The 24,231-nt window shown below is 60.0% G+C and carries 21 protein-coding genes and 2 pseudogenes; 12 read left to right on the top strand and 11 right to left on the bottom strand.

What is annotated here, in order from left to right; genetic code table 11:
* Window positions 1-23: 23 nt before the first annotated feature.
* Entirely contained in the window at window positions 24-1,187 is a 1,164-nt protein-coding gene (locus ACYVIA_RS05050) for an SMP-30/gluconolactonase/LRE family protein (protein WP_460838497.1), read from the top strand.
* Window positions 1,188-1,247: 60 nt separating this feature from the next.
* Here the strand turns inward: ACYVIA_RS05050 and ACYVIA_RS05045 are convergent, their stop codons facing one another.
* The gene (locus tag ACYVIA_RS05045) at window positions 1,248-1,490 is read right to left on the bottom strand and encodes a thioredoxin family protein (RefSeq protein WP_460838495.1); all 243 of its coding nucleotides are present in this window, start codon (window positions 1,488-1,490) and stop codon (window positions 1,248-1,250) included.
* Between the two features lie 2 nt (window positions 1,491-1,492).
* Entirely contained in the window at window positions 1,493-2,965 is a 1,473-nt protein-coding gene (locus tag ACYVIA_RS05040) for a permease (RefSeq protein ID WP_460838492.1), read from the bottom strand.
* A gap of 501 nt (window positions 2,966-3,466) precedes the next feature.
* Here ACYVIA_RS05040 and ACYVIA_RS05035 point away from each other — a divergent pair.
* On the top strand, window positions 3,467-3,772 hold the full coding sequence (locus tag ACYVIA_RS05035) for a c-type cytochrome (protein WP_460838488.1): 306 nt from the start codon (window positions 3,467-3,469) through the stop codon (window positions 3,770-3,772).
* Window positions 3,773-4,092: 320 nt separating this feature from the next.
* On the opposite strand, the gene ACYVIA_RS05030 is transcribed toward ACYVIA_RS05035, so the two are convergent.
* The 4 genes from ACYVIA_RS05030 to ACYVIA_RS05015 all read right to left on the bottom strand — a co-directional run bounded on the left by ACYVIA_RS05030 (window position 4,093) and on the right by ACYVIA_RS05015 (window position 6,893).
* Window positions 4,093-5,130 (bottom strand): porin, encoded by a 1,038-nt coding sequence (locus ACYVIA_RS05030; RefSeq protein ID WP_460838486.1) that lies wholly within the window; start codon window positions 5,128-5,130, stop codon window positions 4,093-4,095.
* 375 nt (window positions 5,131-5,505) lie between these two features.
* On the bottom strand, window positions 5,506-5,790 hold the full coding sequence (locus ACYVIA_RS05025; RefSeq protein WP_460838484.1) for a hypothetical protein: 285 nt from the start codon (window positions 5,788-5,790) through the stop codon (window positions 5,506-5,508).
* A gap of 220 nt (window positions 5,791-6,010) precedes the next feature.
* A complete protein-coding gene (locus ACYVIA_RS05020; protein WP_460838481.1) occupies window positions 6,011-6,475 on the bottom strand; it encodes a phosphate-starvation-inducible PsiE family protein in 465 nt (154 codons plus the stop codon).
* A 124-nt stretch (window positions 6,476-6,599) separates the two neighbouring features.
* On the bottom strand, window positions 6,600-6,893 hold the full coding sequence (locus ACYVIA_RS05015; protein ID WP_460838480.1) for a hypothetical protein: 294 nt from the start codon (window positions 6,891-6,893) through the stop codon (window positions 6,600-6,602).
* A 49-nt stretch (window positions 6,894-6,942) separates the two neighbouring features.
* Here ACYVIA_RS05015 and ACYVIA_RS05010 point away from each other — a divergent pair, with 49 nt between their 5' ends.
* Window positions 6,943-9,648, top strand: coding sequence for a cation-translocating P-type ATPase (locus tag ACYVIA_RS05010; RefSeq protein ID WP_460838478.1), 2,706 nt, complete (start codon window positions 6,943-6,945; stop codon window positions 9,646-9,648).
* A gap of 41 nt (window positions 9,649-9,689) precedes the next feature.
* Here ACYVIA_RS05010 and ACYVIA_RS05005 read toward each other — a convergent pair whose 3' ends face one another.
* Entirely contained in the window at window positions 9,690-11,390 is a 1,701-nt protein-coding gene (locus tag ACYVIA_RS05005) for a GMC oxidoreductase (protein WP_460838476.1), read from the bottom strand.
* A gap of 261 nt (window positions 11,391-11,651) precedes the next feature.
* On the bottom strand, window positions 11,652-12,002 hold the full coding sequence (locus ACYVIA_RS05000) for a hypothetical protein (protein ID WP_460838474.1): 351 nt from the start codon (window positions 12,000-12,002) through the stop codon (window positions 11,652-11,654).
* A 368-nt stretch (window positions 12,003-12,370) separates the two neighbouring features.
* On the opposite strand from ACYVIA_RS05000, the gene ACYVIA_RS04995 reads away from it, so the two are divergent.
* The 4 genes from ACYVIA_RS04995 (at window position 12,371) to ACYVIA_RS04980 (ending at window position 15,743) form a co-directional block, all read left to right on the top strand.
* Complete coding sequence (locus tag ACYVIA_RS04995; RefSeq protein ID WP_460838472.1) at window positions 12,371-12,829, top strand: hypothetical protein; 459 nt, start codon at window positions 12,371-12,373, stop codon at window positions 12,827-12,829.
* Window positions 12,830-13,030: 201 nt separating this feature from the next.
* The gene (locus ACYVIA_RS04990) at window positions 13,031-13,489 is read left to right on the top strand and encodes a hypothetical protein (RefSeq protein WP_460838471.1); all 459 of its coding nucleotides are present in this window, start codon (window positions 13,031-13,033) and stop codon (window positions 13,487-13,489) included.
* A gap of 78 nt (window positions 13,490-13,567) precedes the next feature.
* Window positions 13,568-14,086, top strand: coding sequence for a hypothetical protein (locus tag ACYVIA_RS04985; protein ID WP_460838470.1), 519 nt, complete (start codon window positions 13,568-13,570; stop codon window positions 14,084-14,086).
* 262 nt (window positions 14,087-14,348) lie between these two features.
* On the top strand, window positions 14,349-15,743 hold the full coding sequence (locus tag ACYVIA_RS04980; RefSeq protein WP_460838468.1) for a DUF805 domain-containing protein: 1,395 nt from the start codon (window positions 14,349-14,351) through the stop codon (window positions 15,741-15,743).
* A 93-nt stretch (window positions 15,744-15,836) separates the two neighbouring features.
* Here ACYVIA_RS04980 and chrA read toward each other — a convergent pair whose 3' ends face one another.
* Together chrA and ACYVIA_RS04970 are read right to left on the bottom strand one after the other, a co-directional pair.
* A complete protein-coding gene (chrA, locus tag ACYVIA_RS04975) occupies window positions 15,837-17,057 on the bottom strand; it encodes a chromate efflux transporter (RefSeq protein WP_460838466.1) in 1,221 nt (406 codons plus the stop codon).
* A gap of 209 nt (window positions 17,058-17,266) precedes the next feature.
* Window positions 17,267-17,953, bottom strand: coding sequence for a type 1 glutamine amidotransferase domain-containing protein (locus ACYVIA_RS04970; protein WP_460838465.1), 687 nt, complete (start codon window positions 17,951-17,953; stop codon window positions 17,267-17,269).
* 201 nt (window positions 17,954-18,154) lie between these two features.
* Here ACYVIA_RS04970 and ACYVIA_RS04965 point away from each other — a divergent pair.
* Window positions 18,155-18,307, top strand: a pseudogene (locus ACYVIA_RS04965) (IS3 family transposase); the annotation flags it as partial.
* A 227-nt stretch (window positions 18,308-18,534) separates the two neighbouring features.
* Entirely contained in the window at window positions 18,535-19,749 is a 1,215-nt protein-coding gene (locus ACYVIA_RS04960; RefSeq protein WP_460838463.1) for a hypothetical protein, read from the top strand.
* Between the two features lie 345 nt (window positions 19,750-20,094).
* Here the strand turns inward: ACYVIA_RS04960 and ACYVIA_RS04955 are convergent, their stop codons facing one another.
* Window positions 20,095-20,625, bottom strand: coding sequence for a PadR family transcriptional regulator (locus ACYVIA_RS04955; protein ID WP_460838462.1), 531 nt, complete (start codon window positions 20,623-20,625; stop codon window positions 20,095-20,097).
* 131 nt (window positions 20,626-20,756) lie between these two features.
* Here ACYVIA_RS04955 and ACYVIA_RS04950 point away from each other — a divergent pair.
* The 3 genes and pseudogenes from ACYVIA_RS04950 to ACYVIA_RS04940 form a co-directional block, all read left to right on the top strand.
* Window positions 20,757-22,775, top strand: a pseudogene (locus tag ACYVIA_RS04950) (oxidoreductase); the annotation flags it as partial.
* A 24-nt stretch (window positions 22,776-22,799) separates the two neighbouring features.
* The gene (locus ACYVIA_RS04945; RefSeq protein ID WP_460838724.1) at window positions 22,800-23,243 is read left to right on the top strand and encodes a nuclear transport factor 2 family protein; all 444 of its coding nucleotides are present in this window, start codon (window positions 22,800-22,802) and stop codon (window positions 23,241-23,243) included.
* A 68-nt stretch (window positions 23,244-23,311) separates the two neighbouring features.
* A complete protein-coding gene (locus tag ACYVIA_RS04940; RefSeq protein ID WP_460838461.1) occupies window positions 23,312-24,124 on the top strand; it encodes a crotonase/enoyl-CoA hydratase family protein in 813 nt (270 codons plus the stop codon).
* Window positions 24,125-24,231: the final 107 nt, after the last annotated feature.

Raw genomic sequence — 24,231 nt, 5'->3', positions numbered from 1 at the left:
ACACACACAAAGGAGACACCAAGATGCGCAGAGTTGCCGCAGTCCTCATTGTTTGCATTTTTCTACTCGGGGCCTACCTGAGCTTCGCGCCGGTGCCGATCGAGCCAGTATCCTGGTCCGCGCCCAAGGATGCAGGGTATGTCGCGTCGCATGAGGTCAATACGCGTCTGGCCAACCTGAAGCGGATCGACATCGGGACGGAAATCGGACCGGAGCACATCGTGATCGGCCCAGACGGCGCACTCTATGCGGCGGTCGATGGCGGCAGGATCCTGCGCATGCATGCGGACGGCTCCTCGCCGCAGGTATGGGCGCAGACCGGCGGCCGGGTGCTCGGATTCGATTTCGACAGACACGGCAACATGATCGCCGCCGATGCCATCCGCGGATTGCTGTTGATCAGCGCCTCCGGCGCAGCGGCGGGCGAAAGGAAGATCACGGTCCTGGCGGACGAGGTGCAGATGAATGGTGTGGACGATCCGATCCGCTATGCGGATGGTGTCGTGGTGGCGAAGGATGGCAGGATTTTCTTTACCGACGCTTCGCGGCGGTTTGCACCGGCAGAGTGGGGCGGCACCTTCAATGCGAGCGTGCTCGACATCATGGAACATTCCGCAACGGGGCGCGTGCTTGTCCATGACCCGGCCGACGGCAGCACGCAGGTCGTGGCGGACGGCTTGTCGTTCGCTAACGGGATTGCCTTGTCCGCGGATGAGCGCTGGATATTCGTGGCCGAGACCGGCGAATACCGGATCTGGAAAATCGCGATTTCCGCGCGCGGGCTGGATGCGAAGACCATTGCGCAGAATCGCAGCAAGGGCCATGCACAAGCATCGCTCGTGGTCGAGAACATCCCCGGCTATCCCGACAACCTGATGCGCGGCATGGATGGCCGCATCTGGGTCGGGCTTGCCAAGCCGCGCAGCGTGTTCGCAGACAAGCTCGCCGACAGCCCGGCATTGCGCAAGGCGGCCCTGCGCCTGCCGAAATCGCTCTGGCCGGTGCCGCCCGCCTACGGGCATGTATTCGCGATTGACGAGAACGGCAAGGTCATCGTCAGCCTGCAGGACCCGAGCGGCCAGTATCCGGAGACGACCGGCGTGACGGAAACCGCGGACCGCCTTTACATCCAGAGCCTGCATGCAAAGGCAATCGGCTGGATGCCGAAAGCGGCGAGCGGCCTCTGAGCGAAGCGCTTATGTGGGCATGTGCGCTGCAGCCATCTACAGTGCGTATGCCTTGTTGGTTTATTGCGCAGCCTTGATCCACTCCGCCACACTGGTTGCCGTCGGTATCCTGCCGGAAGAAACCAGCTTGTCGTTGATGACCAGGCCAGGCGTCTTGAGCACGTCATAAGCAATGATCTGCTGCATGTCGGTGACCTTCGTCACCTGTGCATCGACATGGAGCGAATCGACCGCCTGGTGCACGACTTCTTCGAGCTTCTTGCAGTTGGCGCAACCCGGGCCGAGTACCTTGATGTTCAACATGATCAGGCTCCCTTGTATGAAGCGGAAGAGCGGCGGCCGGCGAAATTCACCGACACGACCAGCAGCGCGATGAATGCGGTCATCCCGACAGCAAGGACGGTGAACGGCGTGCCGTCTATCCATGCGCCATAGGTCATGCCGGCGACCGCGCTGAACAGCGCCACCAGGCCGACGTAGACAGCGGTTTTCGCCTTCCCGATGATGGCGCCGATGATCAGGATGCTCTGCAAGGACAGCTCGGGATCCGACATCAGGTAGGCGAGCAGCGGCCCGCGGTGCATGCCGAGGTCGAGGAACATTTTTGCAATCGGCACTTCCACCAGCGTCGGGAAGTACATGAACACGCCGAAGGCGACGCCAGCCATGTTGCCCAAAAGAGTATTGGCGCCGGCGACAGCCTCGATCCACTCCGGCCGGATGATGACGCGGATCATGCCGACGACGAAGACGCCCGCCACCAGCAGCGGGAAGATCTGCTTCACGAAGCGCCACGACTCCCACAGCCAGTCCTGCAGTTCCTCATCGGACAGCTTCTTCCACGCCAGCCGGTGCAGCGCGATCAGCGCAAGTGCGACACCGAACAGCTTGCCGGTGACGCCGATGTGCACGCCTTCCGGCGTTGCCTGCACGGAAAGTGCGGCAAACAGCAGCGTCGCCGCGATCAACCCGAGGGCTGCGCGGGTCCAGTTGTTCACGCCTTCCTGGATGTTCTCGAAGCCGCGCCATGCGGCAATACCGATCAGCGCCAGCAAGCCGATCAGCACCACGCCTTGCAGTGACACACCTTCCTCCCCCTTGCCGGCATCGTAGGGAACGATGTGGTCGAGCGTTGCCTGCATCGTATCCGCGCCGGCGATCGGCAGCTCCATGTGGAAGTAGGAACCGGTCAGCACACCGAGCTTCAGCGTTCCGGCCAGCAGCAGTGCGATCCAGACGACGAGGAAAAGCAGCGGCGCGCGCTGCATGCCGCCGCCACCGGCGAACATCGTGTCGGCCGCCTGCTCGCGCGCAAGATCGTCGGCATGGAAGATCAGCGCCATGATGAGGCCGATCCCGATGCCGAAGGCCAGCGACAACAGGAAACGCGCAATGGCGAGGTCCGGGCCGATCACGCCACCGGTATAGACCAGCGCGAGGATGTTGGCGGCGGGCGCGAAGAAGAGGAAGGTGATGGCGGGGCCAATGCCTGCACCTTTCTTATAGATGCCGGCAAACAGCGGCACGATGGTGCAGGAACATACAGCCAGCAGCGAGCCGGCCGCTGCAGCCGCCGGATAGGACACTGTCTTGCTCGAGTTGCGGCCGAGGAAGCGGGTGATGGTCTCCTTCGGTATCAATGCCGCCATCGCACCGGCGATGAAGAACGCTGGCAGCAAGCACAGCAGTACATGGGCCGCGAGATAGGCAGCGAGGTTGCCGAGTCCGCCGTGCAGCAGCGGAAGGCCGTAGGTGATGAGTGCATCCATTCCGGTCATACGGTTCGCCGTGCCGAACGCAGGCCGAACCGTCCTCCATGGTGTGCGGTGAATGTTGTCAATGCAGCTTGACTAAAACCTGTGCGCGTTGGGCAGACGGTGATAGCGAACAGGGACGTTCAACAGATCAATAGGTTAATTTTCGCATTGCAAAAAATGATTGACCCAGGTCAAAGCTCACAGAAATCGGCTTCATTGGATTACGCCGGGTTATTCGTGCGGAGACGTCTTCTACTGCTTGTGAGCGATTGCGTCGTACCAATTTCGGCTGCATTCGAAGCGTCGTCACGGCGTCTTATTAAACAAATTTTCCCCTCTCTCTTTTCTCAAAAACAATCTGGCGCTTTTCTCACCTGCGGGAATTTTTTGAAAAGGCCAGCAAAAGGAAAACCAAGTTTCAATGTTCTTCCTCAATGCAGTCTGGGCACGGCTATTGCTTCATCGCAACTCTGCAGCCTACGCGGCATTTTTTATACGCATTCCGAAATAGCGGAAAGAGAGATGAAATCAACATTGATCCGTGCGGCGGTTGTCGCAAGTTTGTTCACGCTCGCCAGCCAGGCTTCTGCCGCGGACGGCAGGGCGGTGTACAACGCCACTTGTTCGGTGTGCCATGCCACGGGCGCGGCAGGTGCACCCCGGCCGGGTGACAAGGCATCCTGGGCGCCACGCCTGACCAACATCGCGGCGCTGAAGATATCGGCGATCAAGGGCAAGGGCGTGATGCCGGCCAAGGGCGGCAACAGCAGCCTGTCGGTCGCGGACGTCTACGCCGCGGTTGATTACATGATTGCCCAATCGAGGTAATCGCCATAAGCGGCTCGACCGGCCGCAGCGAGCAAGGGCCCCGGCAGCAAACCGCTGTCGGCGAGCCTGCTAGCGGGGTGATGATGACCGGGGTGCTCGCGTCTGCAATGCGCGTTATACCGGTTGTCCGGCATTGCTTTGTAGCCTAGTCACGGATCATTCCATATCGTTTTCATGCAGGCCCCGAACCAGGGTGTCAGCAGGGGACTCAGCAGGGTCTTTTGCACCATTTGCCGGGAATGACCGAAAACAAAAAGGGCGCACAGCGATGCACTGTGCGCCCTTTGCCATTGCAGGCCTCAGAGCCTGCGATGATGACGTCAGAAGCGGTGGCGGACACCAACCATCAGCGTCGAGGGATCGGCACCATTGTTGCCAGCACTGTTCAGGCGCGCGCCGGCATCATTGCTGGTACGTGCGTACATTGCGTACAGGTTGGTGCGCTTGGACAGGTTGTGCGAATAGCCCAGTGCGATACGATTGGCATCGCGACTCGCACCACCAGCGCCTTCGATATCATCGCTGCGGCGGTTGTAGGATGCCAGGATCGTGCCCGAGCCGACCGGGACGCTGACGCCGAGCAGCGCGTCATCACGGTCAAGATTGGTTACGCCAGCGGCATCTTCACCCTCGGTGCGGGAGTAAGCTGCATGCAGCTTTACTACGCCGAAATCGTAGGCGCCGCCCAAGAGGAAAGTCTTTTCATCGCCGTCATCGGCATTGGTGGCATCAAGCAGATTCTCTTTGTGATATGCGGCAACGATATTCAATGGGCCGTTGGCATAGCCACCCGACAGGCCGAGGTGGCGGCCGGACGACGTGCTGCCCGCTTGTTCGCCGAAGGTGTACGCGACCTGGCCGGAGAAGCCGCCAAAATTTGCACTCGTGAAGTTGAGGGTGTTGTCAGTGCGCTCGCCGTGCACGTTGAAGAAGTTCGCTGCATTGCCTGCGCCACCGAGGCCGAACGGATCGACGCTTTCCAGCGCAACACGGATCGGCGCATATTGGCGGCCCAGTTTGAGCGCGCCTACGCCATTACTGGAGAGACCAACGAACGCTTGGCGATTGAACAGGGTGTTGTCCACGCCGAGTGCGCCCGTGTCGATGCTGAAACCGTTTTCAAGGGTGAAGATCGCGGACAAGCCGCCACCGAGGTCTTCCGCACCCTTGAAGCCGATCCGGCTGCCGGATTGCTGGCCGCTCTGGAGGCGCCAGAGCTTGCTGTCGCCAACAGCTGCGTCGCTGTCGTCATAGCGGATGCCGGCATCAGTGACGCCGTAGATCGTCACGTTCGTTTGCGCCGAAGCAGTACCGGCGAATGCGGAAAATACAGCAAGTGCGAGAAGCGATTTTTTCATTGTTTGTTTCCCATTGAGGTGTGTTTAACGTCGTGTGTCCGGAAGCTTCCTTGATCGAACGCCCCAAGGCAGTGATGCCCCGTTCTGCGGAAGCTCAGTGAGACAGCACGGATGATGAGCAAGGGAAGTTACCGCTTGATGACAACGCATCAGGCGTGGCATCCGCGCGACAAGTTCACACGACGAGTTCACACGACGATGGGGCAGCGATCATCGTGATGAAAAAAATGGCCGACTGCCTTGCGGCAGCGGCCAGAACTTGGGATTCAATGAAAAGCGGAGTCAGTATGGAGGAGCAAAGTTACCGTGGTATGACAGCGTAGTACGAGAGCGAAATGCCGTGTCGGCGACTTTCAGGTGTCACGTATCGCCGCACTATTCGGGTGTCGTTGCGTCACCATCTGCACCGGGTGCACCGAGAGCCTGTCGTGCCAGCTCTTCATCAGACAGGTCAGGACTATTCTGGAGAGCGTTCCACTCCTCGATGAATTCCTCGCTCGGCTCTTCTCCGTGGAGAACGATATCTTCGAGCGTTTGCTCGCGCCCGGTAGCAGGATCAGCAAACAGCTCGTTCAGATCCTGGCTGCTCGTCTGTTGCGCCGTTTTCCCTTCCAGGTAAGCGGCATAGTCGCCGTTCCTGAGCGAGTCGGGTTTTGTCATCTGTGCCTCCGCGTCTGATCGTCGCTTTATTCAGCCCCGATGCTGCCATCCGATTGTTGTCAATGCAATATTGCGTAGGGTGCATTGCAGGGAAAATGCCACACCCCGAGGAAGAAACGCGATGGCAATACGCGCGGCCGCACGTCGGGCCATCCTCTCGGGCCATCCTATTGCTGGGCGTACATTGTCCGCAGGCCGAGGATCGCGAATACGAACGAGATCAGGATTTCGGTCCTCTCTCCCGCACAACGATCAAGTAGTAACCGAGCGCCAGCGCCAGCGTGATGGCGGCCGTCCCATAGATATGTGCGGCACTGACTTCGTTGAAGTCGAGCACAATCACTTTTCGCGCAATGGCCATCAGCGCCGTCCCGAGGACAATCTCAACCGCAAGATGCCGGTTATGAGTGTCCTCCGCATACAGAATGATGTTGTGATAGATCTCAATGGCGATCAGTACTGCCATGAAGGCACCAAAGGTCGCCAGAATATCTTTGATTTCCAGCAGCAGGAACGGCGGTGCCATCAGGCGCTGATAGAGCACGTAAATAACATCCGCGATTCCCCAGATGATGATCAGTACCATGATCACTGCAAGGATGCGGGCGACGAGAGCAATGACACGGTTCAGGAAAGACAGCACCGGGTCGCGCGTTGTTTGATTCGGTGATTTGTTTGTTTCCATGATGGTTGCCGATAGCGGGTGCAATAGCGGGTGCAAGTGAGCAAATGGATGTAGTCGGGAAACAGTCCCGTCCGGGTGGAGTCCACGACTCATTATTCTCGATTATTCGTTATTCGCCGAAGTGTTAGTACTGAAAATCCGTATTCATTAAAACTGTCTTCGCGCTTATCGTGGGCGCGTAATGACGGTTAACGGAACAAACATGCGGATCGCTCTCCACGCTCAAGACACGCACCCGGCAGAACAGGTAACTGTTGCTCTGCCGCGCATGTATGTCCATAAGAGTGTCGCTGTAAAACTGCTGATCGGCAGCAACGTCTTCCATCGTCCGTTCCTGACGCGTTTCACTCGCAAGTTGCTTTCCCCGTGTTGCACCGCTCAATCGGGGATGCATATCACGTGAAGTAACGTCCACCATGAATTCACTTCGCTTTACGGCAACCATTTCCCCCACCAAGGAGAAAACTGTGACTACAGCCAAAACAGCGTCTTGGCATGCACAAACATCCGATGACTGCCTTGAACAGCTAAGCAGCGATCCGAAAGCCGGGCTTAGCCCCGAGGAGACGGCTCGCCGCCTCGTCGAATACGGGCCGAATCGCCTCGCAGAAAAAACACCGCGCCCCGCCTGGCTGAAATTCCTCGACCAGTTCAAAAGCCTGCTGGTGCTGATTCTGATCGGTGCCGCGGTGCTGGCCGGCGCGATTGGAGATTTCAAGGATGCCATCGTGATCGGTATTGTCGTGCTGCTCAATGCCACCCTCGGTTTTTTCCAGGAGCATCGCGCCGAAGCAGCGCTCGCTGCACTGAAAAACATGCTCGCGCCGAGCGCACGTGTGCGGCGTGGCGGGGAAGTGCAACAGATCAAGGCGCCCGAACTGGTGCCCGGCGACATCCTGCTGCTCGAAGCCGGCGACCGCATTCCGGCAGATGCAAGAGTTTTGTCCGCCCACAGTGCCGAAGTCGCAGAAGCGGCGCTGACCGGCGAGTCCCATGCGGTGGCCAAGCTGCCTGAAGCTGTGCCGGAGCCGGTGCCCCTCGCAGAGCGCCACAACATGGTGTTCATGAATACGGTGGTGACCCGTGGCCGTCTCGAAGCCGTGGTCACCGCCACCGGCATGCGCACCGAGATGGGCCGCCTCGCAGGTTTGCTGACCGAAACGGCCGAGGGCGAAACACCCTTGCAGGTCCAGCTCGACAGCCTCGGCAAGCGGCTGGCACTCATTGCCACCGTGGTCGTCGGCCTGATCTTCATCATGGGACTGATGCGTGGCGAAGATCTTGTCACGACCGCGATGACAGCCATCGCATTGGCCGTCGCCGCCATTCCCGAGGGCTTGCCGGCGGTGGTGACGGTGACGCTGGCGCTCGGGATGCATCGCATGGCCAAGCGCAACGCGATTGTCAAAAAGCTGGCTGCGGTCGAGACGCTAGGATGCACGACAGTGATTTGCTCCGACAAGACCGGCACGCTGACGCTGAACCAGATGACGGCCCGCGCCCTGTATTGCCACGGCCGGCGTTATGCGGTCAGCGGTGAAGGCTATGGCAGTGAAGGCCGCATCGAAGGGCTTGGCGGAGAAACAGAAGCACTGCGTGATGCGCTGCTGCCGGCGGCATTGTGTGTCGATGCGCGCATCAAGGACGGTGCACTGATCGGCGACCCGACCGAGGGCGCCTTGCTGACCATCGCGTCGAAAGCAGGGCTGACGGCCGACACCGCAATCGAACACTGGCCCCGTATTGCCGAGATTCCCTTCGACTCGGCCACCAAATTCATGGCCACCTTTCATCATGATGGCGACCGGGTCATGCTGTGCGTCAAGGGCGCGCCTGACGTGCTGATGGCGCGCGCCGCCGCTTATATGGGCGACGCTGTCCATGCTGTGCCGCTGGATGAGCAGGCCCGGTCTGCCTTCGCCGCAGAGAACGAGGCGCTGGCAGGGCAGGCCATGCGTGTGCTGGCGCTGGCCGGCCGGGTGATTCCAGCGGCGGACTTCGATCCGGCGGGCGACCTGATGCCGTGGGTGCAGGATCTCACGCTGCATGCGCTGGTCGGCATTATCGATCCGCCTCGCGCAGAGGCGAAGCAGGCGATCGCCACCTGCCACGCCGCCGGCATCCAGGTCAAGATGATCACCGGTGATCACCGCGTGACAGCAGCGGCCATTGCGCGCGAACTCGGCTTGAAGGGCGAGGCGCATGAAGGGCGCGACCTCGATGGGCTCAGCCAGGCTGACATCGCGCGACTGGTCGAGAAGAGCGTCGTGTTTGCGCGGGTCGCGCCGGAGCACAAGATGCGCATTGTCGAAGCCCTGCAGGCCAAAGGGCATGTGGTGGCGATGACCGGTGACGGCGTCAACGACGCCCCGGCCCTGAAAACCGCCGACATCGGCATTGCAATGGGAATCACCGGCACGGAGGTCACCAAGGAGGCAGCGACGCTGGTGCTCACCGACGACAATTTTGCGTCGATCGTGCGCGCGGTAAAAGAGGGGCGCACCATCTACGAGAACATCATCAAGTTTGTCCGCTTCCAGCTTTCAACCAACGTCGGCGCGATCCTGACTGTCCTGACAGCGCCCTTCCTTGGCCTGGCCACGCCCTTTACGGCGATCCAGATTCTTTGGGTCAATATCATCATGGACGGCCCTCCGGCGATGGCGCTCGGCGTCGAGCCGGCGCGGCCGGGCATCATGGACGACAAGCCGCGCCAGGCGGATGCCGCAATCCTGTCCATGCGGCGCTTCTGGCGTCTTGCGCTCTATGGCGCGACCATGGCGGCAGGCACGCTCGGCTTGTATGCGTGGGCCATGGAGGCGTCCGGCGAAGCAAAGGCGATGACGCTCGCGTTCACCACCTTCGTCCTCTTCCAGTTCTTCAACATCTTCAATGCCCGTGCCGAACAGGGCAGCGCCTTCAACCGCCAGTTCTTCGCCAACGGCAAGCTGTGGCTGGCGCTGGGCGGTGTCGTCCTGCTGCAGGCGGTGGCGGTGCACTGGGAACCGGCACAGGCAATTTTCGACACGGTCGATCTTTCGCTGATCGAGTGGATGCTGGCTGCGGCCGTGGCTTCCTCGGTGCTCGTGCTTGAGGAAATGCGCAAGTTGCTGATGTCGCTGTTTTATGCCAGGAACGCTGCGCCGGTCATTTCAGCCGGGCAGGCAAGGTGACACCATGATCGACGCAGGCCACGCAACAGGTGTCACGCTTGTCACACCTTTGCCGGTTCGGCGTCGCGCACCGCAGGCCGCGTCGGGATGGCCGGTGCAAGAGGCTGCTCGACGCCGGTGGCATCCCACGTCTGCTGGTCCACGGGCGGGATGTGGCTCATCGCATGCTCGGTCAGCGCGGTAATGGTCAGGCTGGGATTGACGCCGAGATTCGCGCCCAGCATCGCGCCGTCGCAGATGTACATGTTGCGGTAGCCGAACACGCGGTTCCTGCCGTCGCAGACACCCTCGGCGCGCGTGCGTGCAATCGCTGCGCCGCCCATGCAGTGTGCGGTCGTCGGCACATCCAGCAGAATCTCGGTGACGGAGGTCATCGGAAAACCGCCGGTGGCCTTGGCCGCCTTCATCGCGAAGTCGTTTGCCGCAGGAATAAAGGTCGGTATCTTCTTGCCCTGCGTCGTGAGCTGTTTGGAGAACGGCCAGAACCAGCGGCGCTTCAGCTGCATCGTCAGGTGGTCATCCAGCGTCTGCATGCACAGGAAGATCATGGTCTCGCGCGCAAAGCCGAAGGGCGACAGCAGGCGTAATGTCGTCACCGGGCGTGTGAGCAGCAGCTTGGCCAGTGTGGCGATCCACGTGAACGGCCGGGTCAGGCCCGGCCGGCCCAATGTCATCACCGTGCTCAGCAGGCCCATCGTGTCCGAGCCGTTCGGATAGCGCGTTGCCTCGATGTGCGTATGCTCGTCGATATACAGGCCGGAACCGATCGCGATGCCCTTGGACAGGTCCACCTTCGAGCCGGGGAAGCGGATGCCGATCAGCGATTCCGCATTGGTGCGCACATGCGTGCCGAGCGCGTCCGAGATGCGCGGCAGCGACTTGCGCTCTTTCGCACGGAACAGCAGTTCCTGCGTGCCGAGCGACGATGCGGCAAACACGACGCCGCGGCAGGTGAGACGCCGCTTCTGTTTCGACGCGCCTTTGGCAAGCGACACAACGTCGATCTCGTAGCCATCGGCACCATCCTCCTTGCCGTTGAGCGGGCGCACGTCGAGCACCTTGGTCTCGGCAAGCAGTGCAGCGCCTTTTTTCTCCGCGAGGTAGAGGTAGTTCTTGTCCAGCGTGTTTTTTGCACCGAGCTTGCAGCCCACCATGCAGCCGCCGCAGCCATCGCAAGCGGTGCGTGCCGGGCCTTCGCCGCCGAAGAACGGATCGGGATGCACCGTGCCCGGTTTGTCGCCTTCCTGGCCGAAATAAACGCCGACCCGGGTCGGGTAGAAACTGTCCTCGACGCCGACCGCTTTTGCCATTTCCTTCAGGCGCAAGTCGGCAGGGGCGAGGATGCGATTGGTGGTCACGCCGAGCATGCGCTGTGCGGTGGCGTAATGCGCCGGCATCACGCGCTCCCAGTCGTTCAGGCCTGCCCAGCTGCCATCCCGCCAGACTTTGTCCTTCGGCACCAGCAGGGTGTTCGCGTAGGTGATGGAGCCGCCGCCGACCGCATTGCCATGCAGGACAACGACATGCTTGAAGAACTGCATGCTGAAGAAACCGCGCAGGCCCAATGCCGGACGCCACATCCAGCGCGACAGCGACCACGTGCTTTTCGGCAGATTGTCCGGCGTCCAGCGCCGACCCTGCTCGATCACGACAACGCGGTAGCCTTTTTCCACGAGGCGCAGTGCCGAGACGCTGCCGCCGAACCCCGAGCCGATCACAATGAAGTCGTAGTCGGTATGCATGCCTGTCTGTTCTTTCTCAATGTAATGCGATGATGGCAAGGCCATGGTGTTTGCGTTGCGGAGTGTCGATGTGGAGTAGCGTCACCGGAAGCAAGTGCAGCCCGTAATCAGCGGACGGCGAAGCGGTGTATACGATGTGCTGCGGTGAAAAGGTGGCGGAATGCCGTTCACTGTCATCTCTCCCGATCTTTTATTTATGGGGGCGAATGTAGACAAGACAAGGCGCTGCGTCTTGTTCAAATGCGACAGCGCCAACCAGGCTCACGCCGCCATGCGCAGGAGCAAGATGTCTTCGCGCTGATGTTGCAAGGCGTTGCGCTGCAACGGCCGAACGGAATTAGCTGATGCCGAGCTGCCGCAGACGCCGCAATGTAGGTAGGCAACGGCCTTGAACTGAATGTCGTGATTGGTCCGCTGATCAATGAAGCTGCCGTTGCCAAGATGGAAAAGCTGGTCGTGTACGCCGTGTCGATAGGCGCGAAAGCAGTCAGCGGCGGCGTGCGCCACGGCCTTGCTGCATATTTCTATTTGCGCGAAATCGGCCGCGTCTGGCGCATCGCCCGCTACAACAAGTGGAAGAGAGAATGCTGTTCGGTTTGCGCTGAGCGGCATTTTTTATTTTGCGGCAGGTTTTAGCTGAATGCGGTAGTGCTCTTTCTTATTGAGTTCCCACTTCTGTGGGACGGTGCGAAGACGAGGGCGGATCAGCCGACTTGTCCAACAAGCAACGATGAGCTTGGTCCTTGAGTTATAGTGCTTGGCGAGAAGGCAACGCTCCAACTGGTTGACCGTACTGGCTACCTCGGTGAAGCAAGACCGGATGTAACGCCTTTCACGCTTGATTCGCACCGCATGAAAAAACAGGATCTTGCTATCGCCCTGACCTGATGGATCTCGCGGAGAATCAGCGAAGTGTTTATCAAGCAGAGATCCGGTTTTTCATTTGGGGTGTGTAGATCTATTAGCGAACGGAGAATTTTATGCAATCGCAGATACCGATAATTGGCGATTTTCGGCGGAGGCTGCTGCGTGCGTCGGTACCGATCTTAGGGCTGGTTTCGTTTGTTGGCGGTACAGGGCTCACCATGTTATCTGCAGCGATTGTGTATAAGCAGTTGGTTTTTTATGGAAGGCTGCCCCGTGAACCGTTCATTTACGTGACTGTTTTTTCGTCAATCGCGCTATTTTGCATAGTAGCCGGCTTGCGATTAATGTTTCTTCGAAAGGATCGAACCGCTTCCATCATGCCTCCCATTGTATGGAAAGCGCTCGGGATACTTTCTTTGATTGGAGCCGCTGTACTGCTGGTAAAAATTCTACTTACGGGCACTTACTCAAACATTGGTGTGCCAAGTGGTTTTTTGTTTCTTTCGGCCTTGTTCTTTGTAGTGGCTAGCCGAGCGACGCCTTCGGGGCCTGATGATCCAACGATACTGTAATTGCACTGGCTCGCCTCGTTAAAAAATGTACGGGAAATGTTGTGCTTCCTTCGTCAACTCAACCTACGGGCTATATCGACAGATTAGGCCCTGCGCAAGCCAAAAGGAGCAGGTTTCGGCCGAGAATCAGCGAAGTGTTTTACCAATCAAAGATCCGGTGCATCAGTCGGATCGTGACGAATGAATTTAGTTACGAGGCACATGGATATCCTTCTATCGATCATTGGAGCCCTTTGGGGCTGGCGGTTTCTGGCCAGTCTCAGCGCGGCGGTTGCAATCGCCATTCCAGTTGGCCATGTGCTAGGGCCGGTTGCCGGTTTTTCGCTCGCGCTATTCGGCGTGGGGTTCGGATGTATTTGGCAAGGCCGTTGGCTGAGTGGAATCCCGCTTTTGGCTTCAGTCCCGTCCCCGCCGATCTCAAAGCCAGTCACATTTTTGGGGCTTTCCTTTATCGGGGCCTTATGGGGTGGTTTTTCATCTGAAGTGCTCGGCTCTGGTATCGAGGGTGCATTCGTATTAGTTGCAGCCGTTGCATTGGGGACCGCTTGGCGCACCGTGGTGCTTAAACAGCATACTGCACTGGGAGGCATCGTATTTTTTGCAGCTTCGCTTTTGTTTGGGCTAGGAGCGGTTTATGCACTTGGAATGCTTCGAGCGTAAGCACGGTAGGTTGAACCTCCTTCGTCAACTAAACCCGCGCGCTGCAATCAACAGTGAGGGCTTTGGCCCTGGTTATTTATGTCGTTAACCCTTTCGAAGGATGCTCGTGCAACCTTGAAGCAGCTTTCGCGTAGGCTGGGCTTGGTCGCTATTGTGCTGCAGGTTGTTGTCTTGCTTGTTCCGACAACGCCTTTCTATTTGGCAGGCATGCTCATCCTGATCCTCGGGTTCTTCGGAGCGAATGAGGGGCTGACGCCAGCGTTCTTGATCTTGGCCGGCCTGCTTCTGGTGCCGGGATTTGGCCTGTTTGCTCTTTGGTGGCTTGTTATTCGACTTCGCTCGATCGACATCGGCGAGATCCCGCCACGAATTTGGGTGGGGCTCACACTGGGTGTCGGCTCCGCCCTATTGTTCGTTTCGCCCACAGTAAGCCGGAGATTTAAGCCGCCCACGCCCTTCACACCGCAGAAAGACATGATCGAAAAAGCACTGATTTTTGGTGGCGGCCCTCTAATTCTGGTGATGTCGCTCCTGATTGTGATTTGGCTTCGAGGCAGGTCGAGGCGCAATCTGCTTGCAGGGGGGAGCAGCGATTAGAGCAAACAAGGCGCTGCAGTCATGTCGCAAAGGCGAACGGCTAATCTTGGGCAGCAAAGATGTGCGCGTTCTACCGCGTGTGACCTCGACGAGAACGCCTGCGTTTCCGACTACTAGACGAGCCGTACGCCGAGTTGACCTCCCATATTCATGTGATGGCGCAACTTGCCGAGATAGGATGTGATTACGCGTTGACAAACGGTCATCATTTATTTCGACATGCAGCAATCGCAGTCGCTTCACTACAGGGGGAAAACAACTCATGTCTGAATCCGCATCCATTTTCCTCACTGGCGAAGTACTTCCCGGGTTCATAAAAGAGGACGTCATTCCTGCTCTTGCCCGCCTGCTCAAGATCGACGAACACAAGGCTGCGGCGCTACTGAGCGGACGGGAAACATTGATTAAGCGAAGTGCTCCGCCCGGTGATGTCGATCGCTATATTCAGGCGCTCCACAAGGTCGGTGCGGTGGCACGTTCGACGGCTCCGGTCGTGCAGTCATCCTTCCCTGTCCTGTCCGAGCCAATCACCACTCCGGCCCCCACGCCGGTGACGCCGGCAATCAGGCAGGATCAGCAAGCACCACAGGAATTGTCCCTGGCGCCGGGTTGGTCGAAACCCGGCGAAGACACTGCGCACATAGCGGCTTCGTCTGCGAGAGCCGAGCAAGCGGTAGGCGCAGGCCAGTCGCTGCAGGTAAGCTCTTCGGGCACAAGAAGACAGAATACGACCGTGGCCTCCGGTGATACCTACGGGCGCGAACCGGTGTATGCCGATGTTCCGGTGTTCGGCTTGTCGACGCAGGGCAGGATAGGCCGGCTGCGCTACATGGCCTATTTCTGGCCCGCCATAGGCCTGATGATCGCCGCAGGAATTGCCGCGGCGGTGATCCTTCCTTCCATGGCGGGTGGGAAAACCGGCTTTGGCACCGTTGCGTTGATCATTCTGTTCGCAGTCGTCGTGCTTTGGATGTCCCTGCGCGTTGCAGTTCTGCGCCTGCACGATCTGAACAGAACCGGAAAGTGGGTGCTGCTGCCAATACTGCTGGGCGCGGCCGCCGGCGCGGCAGGATCGCCGCGGCTGGTGCTGATGGCGTCGGGGGTGTACTGGATCTTGTCGATCCTCTTGATGGTCTGGCCTGGATCGGAAGACGATAACGAGTACGGAGCGCCGCCCGCCCCCAATACCGAATGGGTCATTATCGGGGCCGCGCTGTTCCTTGGGATGTCTGCAATGGGCATCGTAGGAATGAAACAGTCCGACAAATACACGGCGAAGCTTCTCTCGCGCGCCTCGGCAGGAGCATCGGATGATGATGAACATGGCGGACAGACTGAAGCTTTCATGCGCAACTATGCCGAGCAGATGGACGCGCAAACGCCCATCATGCTCGGTTCCGCGCTGAGTCTCGACAAGGTCGAATATGCCGATAACGTCCTGCGTTATAACGCCACGATCCAGGGCAAGGGATTGATCATCGGTGACGGCATGATCGAGGGGATGAAAACATCGATGCTGAACTCGTATTGCGGTCAAGGGAACAAGGGCGGGCTGTTCCCGTCAAACCAGGTTCCGGTGGATTTCGTCTTCCGGTATCAGGTGACGGCCTGGGACTTCGACAGCTTCACGCTTCGGCTTTCACCGGAAAGCTGTTGATCCGCGCCGGAAGAGCGGGCAGTGGGAGTCGCCGAACGACGCTCTTTGTTCGGACAAAAGGAGACATACAGCAGCACTTCTCTTTGGAAGAACCTACAACGTTTTCAGCAAGATTCCGGCGATTGCGAGCAGAGCGACTACTACCCAGGGTGGTGTCTTCCAGACTGTCAGCAGCAAGAAGCCGGTCAGCGCGACCGTGAAGTCACTCGCATCGTGCACGGCACTGGTCCAGACCGGGTCGTATAGTGCGGATCCAAGAATGCCAACTACCGCTGCATTGGCACCGCGCATGGCGTACTGAGCAGTCGGTCGCGTACGAAATTGGTCCCAGAACGGTAGCATGCCATATACCAGCAGCAGACCGGGAATGAAAATGGCGATCAGCGCAATAGCAGCACCGCTAACCGGATCGGCGCCTAAGCTGGCATCCGCACCAAGATAGGCGGCAAAGGTGAACAGCGGACCAGGAATCGCCTGTGCCAGCCCGTATCCGGCAAGGAAGGACGCATTCGTCACCCATCCAGGCACGACCATTTCTGCCCGCAGCAGCGGCAGGACAACATGCCCTCCACCAAAGACGAGGGAGCCAGACCGATAGAAGGAATCGAAGAGGGCCAGTTGCTTGCTGCCCGTGATCGTAACGAGCATTGGAATGCCAAGAAGCAGAACGGTGAACAAGGCCAATGCGGCAATGCCAGCACGGCGGGTGATCGGGAACGTCAGGTGCCCGTGGACAACGGCCTGCTGGCCGCGACAGAGCCAAACGCCAGCCAGCGCACCGAGCGCAATCGCAGCCATTTGACCAATGGAGCCGCCGACGAAGACCACCATCATGATGGCACCCAAGGCAATGGCAGCACGTTGCCTATCAGGCGTCAGGTTGCGGGCCATGCCCCAGATAGCCTGAGCGACGACAGCGACTGCAACAAGCTTAAGCCCGTGCAAGAAGCCTTCCGCTAAGGGGCCGGTAAATGCTGCGGCGCCTAAAGCGAATGCAAACAGAATAAGCGCGGACGGCATGGTAAAACCCAGCCAGGCAGCGAAGCCGCCAATAAAGCCGTTGCCGCGCAACACCCCTAGTGAGAATCCGACTTGGCTCGACGCTGGTCCCGGCATGAATTGGCACAGCGAGACCAGGTCGCCATAGCTCTCCTCGCTTAGCCAGCGCCGGCGTATCACGAATTCATCTCGGAAATAGCCGAGGTGAGCAATTGGCCCGCCGAAGGCGGACAGGCCAAGTTTCAGGAAAGTCCAGAAGATCGCAAAAAAGGATTCCGAAGGTTGCCGCGAAGCCGTACTTTGAAATAAGTGCATAGGACACCGTGAATTCGATGTGCCATGGTAATCAAAAACCAATCAATTCATCACGGAAGTGCTGTCGCGTTACGAGGAAGAACAGGGAAAAGCCAGCCTGCAGTGGTTTTCCTTATGCAACCCTGTGCAATATCCGCGCGGCATTGACGGCCATTGTCGGCATCCGGCCGATTGCCATGCCGTGAGCAAGTTTGCCCACCACGCAGGCTTTAGTGGCGTTCGGCGAGCAGCTTCAATACCGCTTTCGCGGCTTCTTCCGATGACGCCGGATTCTGGCCAGTGACCAGCATGCCGTCGATCTGCACATACGACGCCCAGTCCGGTCCCTTGGAATACATGCCCCCGGCTTTCTTTAACGCATCCTCGACGAGGAAAGGCACGATCTTGGTCAACTGCACCGCTTCTTCCTCGGTATTGGTAAAACCGGTCACATGCTTGCCTTCGACCAGCGGACGGCCATTGGGCAGCTTGGCATCGCGCAGCACGCCTGGCGCATGGCAGACCGCAGCGACCGGCTTGTTGGCGGCATGCATGCTTTGGATCATCGTGAGCGAATCCTGATCCGCTGCCAGATCCCACAAGGGGCCATGCCCGCCGGGGTAAAACACAGCGTCGAATTCTTCATGCGACACGCTCGACAGCAGCACGGTGTCGCCGAGCAAGCGCTGTGCTTCCTGGTCCTTCTTGAATCGATCGGTGGACGAGGTCTGCGCGTCGGGCGCATCGCTCTTGGGGTCGAGCGGCGGCTGGCCACCCTTGGGCGTGGCCACCGTGATCTTGGCGCCCGCATCCTTGAATACGTAGTAAGGAGCCGCGAATTCCTCCAGCCAGAAGCCGGTTTTCTTGCCGGTATCGCCCAGCTGGTCATGCGAAGTCAACACCATGAGTATGTTCATGCTTGTCCTCGGTAAGTCGATCAATGAGCAAGGTAGAGCAGTAGCAGCTTTGAAAGTTCTGAGCCGGGCAATATTCAACGCTACCGTCGCGTAGCTGAGCGCTTGTGTGAGGAGCAGTAGCAGATCGCGTGGGATTTTCACGCTCTCGGTGCCTTCATGAGACATCGATAAACTCCGGGCAGATCAGTTGGTCCGCCGAACAAACAGCAGCGCATCCGGCGAAAGATCTATGGCAGCAGAGAAGAAGCCAGGCGGGATGTGTTCGATGACATCGAAGTCTTTTACAATCGAACCCGACGCCACAGCCATTTGTGCCACGTGAGTCCCGAGGCGTTTGAACGCGCCTCGTTGTGAAGCCTGAGTTTGTCTACCGTACCAGGGGCAGTCCATTCTCCTGGCGATGAACGTCGACGACTAGCATTCGCAAGTTGTTGCTTCCGGCGTAGTGCAAACTTTTGAAAGATGATGTTCCAATGAACTTGAACCCTATGCGCGCCTTGACCTTTCTTCTTGCTGCTCTGTCCCTCGCGGGGTGTGCAACAATGCCTGATCCGCCCCCGGTGCCTTGCGATGTGACTGACATGAACTCTCCCGTGCCACCGAAGCAGGAATTTGGTTTGCTCGGAGAACTCGCTGGCCGCCAATGGAGGGTGGGCGACAAGCGGGTGTCCGCTATCCACTACTACGAATGGATCGACGGCCAGCGGGCAATTCGGTTTACCGAGTTCAGTAAGACATTCTCGAAGACGCGCGAAGATGGCGCTTTCACGGAGTTCCGGCCTACCTCGGTGCCTGGGGTGCTGTCTGCGTGCCGGGACATGTATCGGCCAGATTCGCCTTATGCAATCTGGAATCAGACCAAAGTGCTCTATCACCTGTCGCCCGATGGAATGTCTGCAACCTCTGACCTCTCTAACGTCGGCGGATGGGGGAAGCTGGAGGCCGTTCGCCTGTATCCGTCCGGCGTCTACGAGCATCAGTCTGCCGTCGGGAGGATGGACGCTGCACCTCCGAAGTTGAGGTTTTGGGGCGAGCCCGACTCCGCCAAGATGTTCACCGAGGTGAAGGGTGACGAACTCGCGGCGGCGGAACGGCAGATGGACATCCAGGATAAACAGATCTGGGCGGAGATTAATGCCCGCGTGGATCAGCGCATTGCGGAGGACAAAGCGAAGCAACGAGCAAAGGACCGCCAGTTCTGGGAGAACATGAACGCAGCCGCTAGTGGATTGGCGCAGGCCGCGGCGCAGACATCTCGGGAGTATCAGGCGAGCCAAGCTGATGTTCGCGCCCGCAACGAGCGCCTTGACAGAGCCTTCAACAAATCTTCGACCGCCTCATCGCCACGTCCCGCGAGCACACAGGGTGCGTCCCCGGGGATCCAGACGCCTGCTGTGACGAGCCCAACTCCGGTTCGTGTGGCGACGGGCCAGAGAGCCGGGAGCGAGGGGAAAAGCAGCTCTACCTCGGAGATGAAGACTAGCGCCGACGGACACAAAGTTCGCGAGGTGGCTACCACATCGGACGACGATGCAATGCTGTGCGTGGGCCAGCCGACACCGGGTGAAGGCACTATGTGCAAGGGTGAACTCACCGCCACTGTCACCAACACTTGCGGCCGGCCCGTGGACGTCAGGGTGTGCATGACGACAAAGTCCGGGAAGTGGGACTGCAGAGCGACCTATGGTGTGGCACCGGGGAAGTCGTACCCCTTCGGCTGGTGTCATGGCACGGGTCAAACGTTCTATGACGCGCGCTACTCCACTTCCAAGAAGAAGCTGGCAAATCCTTTCTGAGCGTAGTTCGCAGCGCTGGAAGCGTCCCCAAGAGCACCAAGGCTGCGCAAACCAAGACCTATTTGCTTGCGGCGTGACGGCTAAGCCGGACGTTAAAAATCACATCTCGACTCGACCGTCACGACGTACATCACCGGACGCTTACGAAACATACGTACGACGCGCGGAATAGCTGTCCCGACTAAACTCCCGCGTCTTCCGCAAGGACATCGACGGCGCGTAGCCAAGTGATCAGGGGAAGTGTGCCGAATCAGTGAGGAATCTAACGGGTTTGAGTGGCCGCTCTCGAGAGTTGGCCACTTCGGCTTGAGGGCGCTTGTTCTGGTACGTGGATCAGGCAGATTTCTATGCCAGAACGTCCAGCATCTCCTGTGACCATGCGATGGAAGCCTCTTCGTACAGGATGCCTTTCTTGAGGATCATGTGCTGGATGCGCGCTTCGCGCGTGAGGGCGCCGCCATGCAGGAAATCCCGCTCTTCGATCGCCCGGTAGTGCGCCAGCTTCTCCTGGTGCTGTTCAATCTGGCGCCGGATTTCGGGGCGCAGATCAACTTCACTCATTGCGGCATCGGCTCGCAGCTTGACCATGAATTCATCCCGCAAATCCATCGGCGGCGAGGGTTCGTTCGCCCACCGGATCAGTTCTGCGCGGCCTGCGGGAAGCACACGGTATTCCCGCTTGCGGGTCTTTCCGGCATCTGGCGCTGAACTCGATTCGATCCAGCCTGCGGCCTCCATGCGCGCCAGCTCGCGGTAAATCTGCTGGTGAGTGGCGTGCCAGAAATAGCCGATGGACTTGTCGAAGCGACGAGCCAGGTCGTAGCCCGACGTGGCTTTTTCGAGCAGAGAGGTGAGAACAGCGTGGGCGAGCGACATGGGTCGCCAGTCTAGGCGTCCGCGAATATTTATGCAACTGGTTGCATAAATCTCAACCGCGTTCTAGACTATGCAACCAATTGCATAGTTTGTTCGCTTGCCCCTACGCACATTCATACAAGGATCCCGCCATGAACGCTTACCCCCACATGCTGGCCCCGCTCGATCTGGGCTTTACCACCCTCAAGAACCGCGTGCTCATGGGCTCCATGCATGTGGGGCTGGAGGAGGCCAAGGACGGTTTCCAGCGCATGGCCGCCTTTTATGCCGAGCGCGCCCGTGGCGGGGTCGGCCTGATCGTGACCGGCGGCATTGCCCCCAACGACCGCGCGCGCCCCATGCCCGGCGGGGCCGCCATGACCACGCAGGCGGAGGCGGACAAGCACAAGGTCGTCACCCAGGCCGTGCACGAGGCGGGCGGCAAGATCTGCATGCAGATCCTGCACTTCGGCCGCTATGCCTACCACCCCGAGCTGGTGGCGCCCAGCGCCATCAAGGCGCCGATCAGCCCGTTCCGCCCGCATGCGCTGACCACCGAAGAAGTGGCGCAGACCGTGGAGGACTATGCCAACGCCGCAGCCCTGGCGCAGAGTGCCGGGTACGACGGCGTGGAGATCATGGGCTCCGAGGGCTATCTCATCAACGAATTCATTGCCGCGCACACCAACCACCGCGACGACGAATGGGGTGGCTCCTACGCCAACCGCATCCGCTTTCCGCTGGAGATCGTGCGACGCACGCGTGAGCGCGTGGGGCCGAACTTCATCATCATCTTCCGCCTGTCCATGCTCGACCTCGTGGAAGGTGGCTCCACCACCGAGGAAGTGATCGAGCTCGCGCAGGCGCTGGAGAAGGCCGGCGTCACCATCCTCAACACCGGCATCGGCTGGCACGAGGCGCGCATTCCCACCATTGCCACCAAGGTGCCGCGCGCGGCCTTTGCCTGGGTGACCAGGCAGCTCAAGGGCAAGGTGGGCATTCCGTTGGTGGCCACCAACCGCATCAACACGCCCGAGGTGGCCGAGCAGGTGCTGGCCGAGGGCTGCGCCGACATGGTGAGCATGGCGCGCCCCTTCCTGGCCGATCCCGACTTTGTGAACAAGGCCGCCGCCGGCCTGGCCGACCAGATCAACACCTGCATCGGCTGCAACCAGGCCTGCCTGGACCATACCTTCGGCGGCAAGATCACCTCCTGCCTGGTCAACCCGCGCGCCTGCCACGAAACCATCCTCATTGAGAAACCTGCCGCCAGCAAGGAGCGCGTCGCGGTGGTCGGCGCCGGGCCGGCAGGGCTGGCCTTTGCCACCACGGCGGCCCGGCGCGGCTTCGACGTCACGCTGATCGATGCCGCCCAGGAAATCGGCGGCCAGTTCAACGTCGCCAAGCAGGTGCCGGGCAAGGAAGAGTTCACCGAGACGCTGCGCTACTTCGGCAAGCAGATCGAACTCACTGGCGTGAAGCTGCAACTGGGCCGCAAGGTCAGCGCGCAGGATCTGGTGAAAGAGGGCTACCGGCACGTCGTGCTGGCCACCGGCATCGTGCCGCGCACGCCCGAGATCGAGGGTGTTCACCATCCCAAGGTGCTGGGCTACCTCGACGTGCTGCGCGACAAAAAGCCGGTGGGCCAGACCGTGGCGGTGATCGGCGCCGGCGGCATCGGCTTCGATGTGTCCGAATACCTGCTGCACGAGGGCACCAGCCCCAGCCTGGATGCCGCCAAGTTCTTCGCCGAATGGGGCGTGGATACCACGGGCAGCGCGCGCGGCGGCCTCAGGCCGGCACACATCGGGGCCATCCCGCGCAAGGTGTACCTGTTGCAGCGCAAGACCAGCAAGGTCGGCGAAGGCTTGGGCAAGACCACCGGCTGGATCCACCGCACCTCGCTGAAGAACCGCAACGTGGAGATGATCCCCGGCGTGCAGTACCGCAAGGTGGACGACGCCGGCCTGCACATCACCGTGGATGGCAAGGACATGGTGCTCGCCGTGGACAACGTCATCCTCTGCGCCGGCCAGGATCCGCAACGCGAACTGCAGGCCGAGCTGCTGGCCGCGGGCTGCAGCGTGCACCTGATCGGCGGCGCCGACAAGGCAGTCGAACTGGATGCCAAGCGCGCCATCAAGCAGGGCACCGAACTGGCACTGAAGCTGGACACCACGGCGCGCAAGGAAGAAGTGGCCACAACGGGTCCGCGCCTTGCTCCGGCCGTGGCCGAGAGCCTGGAGAAATGGCACGCCATGGTGGCCGAGGCCAACCTGGCCGAGCTGCCCTCCATCCTGCACCCCAAGGCCGTGTTCCGCTCACCCATGGCGCACACGCCGTACCCCAGCGCGCAGGCCGTGGCGCTCATCCTGGGCACGGTGGTCAAGGTGTTTGAGGACTTCACCTACCATCGCCAGTTCGCAGATGCCGATGGCCACAGCGTGGTGCTGGAGTTCTCGGCCAAGGTCAACGGCAAGGAGCTCAAGGGCATCGACATGGTGCGTTTTGATGACGAGGGCAAGATCGTCGATTTCGAGGTCATGGTGCGCCCCATGAGCGGCCTGCAGGCGCTGGGCGACGAGATGGGCAAGCGCCTGGCGCCGTACCTTGCCGCCATGAAGGGCGTGAAGGCCTGATTTAATTTGTAGCGGCCGGCGCTTGGCCCTCGGGCGCTGCAGCCCCAAAACATTCAAAGGAGTCACCCATGCAGTATGAAACCCTGTCCGTCTCGCTGGAGAACCACATCGCCACCGTGCGCCTGAACCGCCCGGAAAAGGCCAACGCCATGAGCGCCACCATGTGGCAGGAAATCCGCCAGGCCTTCCAGTGGGTGGACACCACGCCCGAAGCCCGCGTCGCCGTGCTGCAAGGCGAGGGCAAGTACTTCACCGCCGGCATCGACCTGCAAATGATGATGGGCCTGGGTCCGCAGATCCGCAACGAGTGCGACGGCCGCACACGCGAGGCGCTGCGCCGTGTCATCCTCGACCTGCAGGACACGCTGACCAGCCTGGAGCGCTGCCGCAAGCCCGTGCTCGCGGCCATCCATGGCGGCTGCATTGGTGGCGGCATCGACCTCATCACCTGCGCCGACATGCGCTACTGCAGCGCCGATGCCTACTTCACCATCAAGGAGATCGACATTGGCATGACCGCCGACGTCGGCACGCTGCAGCGCCTGCCCAAGCTGGTGGGCGAGGGCATCGTCCGCGAGCTGGCCTACACCGGCCGCAAGTTCGATGCGCAGGAGGCCAAAGACATCGGCCTGGTGAACCGCGTGTTCGAGAGCCGCGAGGCGCTGTATGCGGGCGTGCAGGAAATCGCCGCCACCATCGCCGCCAAGTCACCGTTGTCGATCCGTGGCACCAAGGAAATGATCACCTACGCCCGCGACCACTCGGTGGCCGACAGCCTCAACTACATCGCCACCTGGAATGCCGCCATGCTCATGAGCCAGGACCTCACCGAGGCCATGACGGCCAACATGGCCAAGAAGGTGCCGAGCTTCAAGGACTGAGCGAGTTCGCAGGAGGAGGTAGCCCTCCTGCGGGACCAGGCTCAGTGGCTCGTCCCTTCGGGCCGCGTGATCCCGTCGCGCCTCGTGACCTGACACCCTTGCCGTGA

This window comes from Noviherbaspirillum agri (assembly GCF_054780595.1).
Note: the sequence above shows the minus strand (reverse complement) of the source record. Positions and strands in the feature narration are given on the sequence as shown.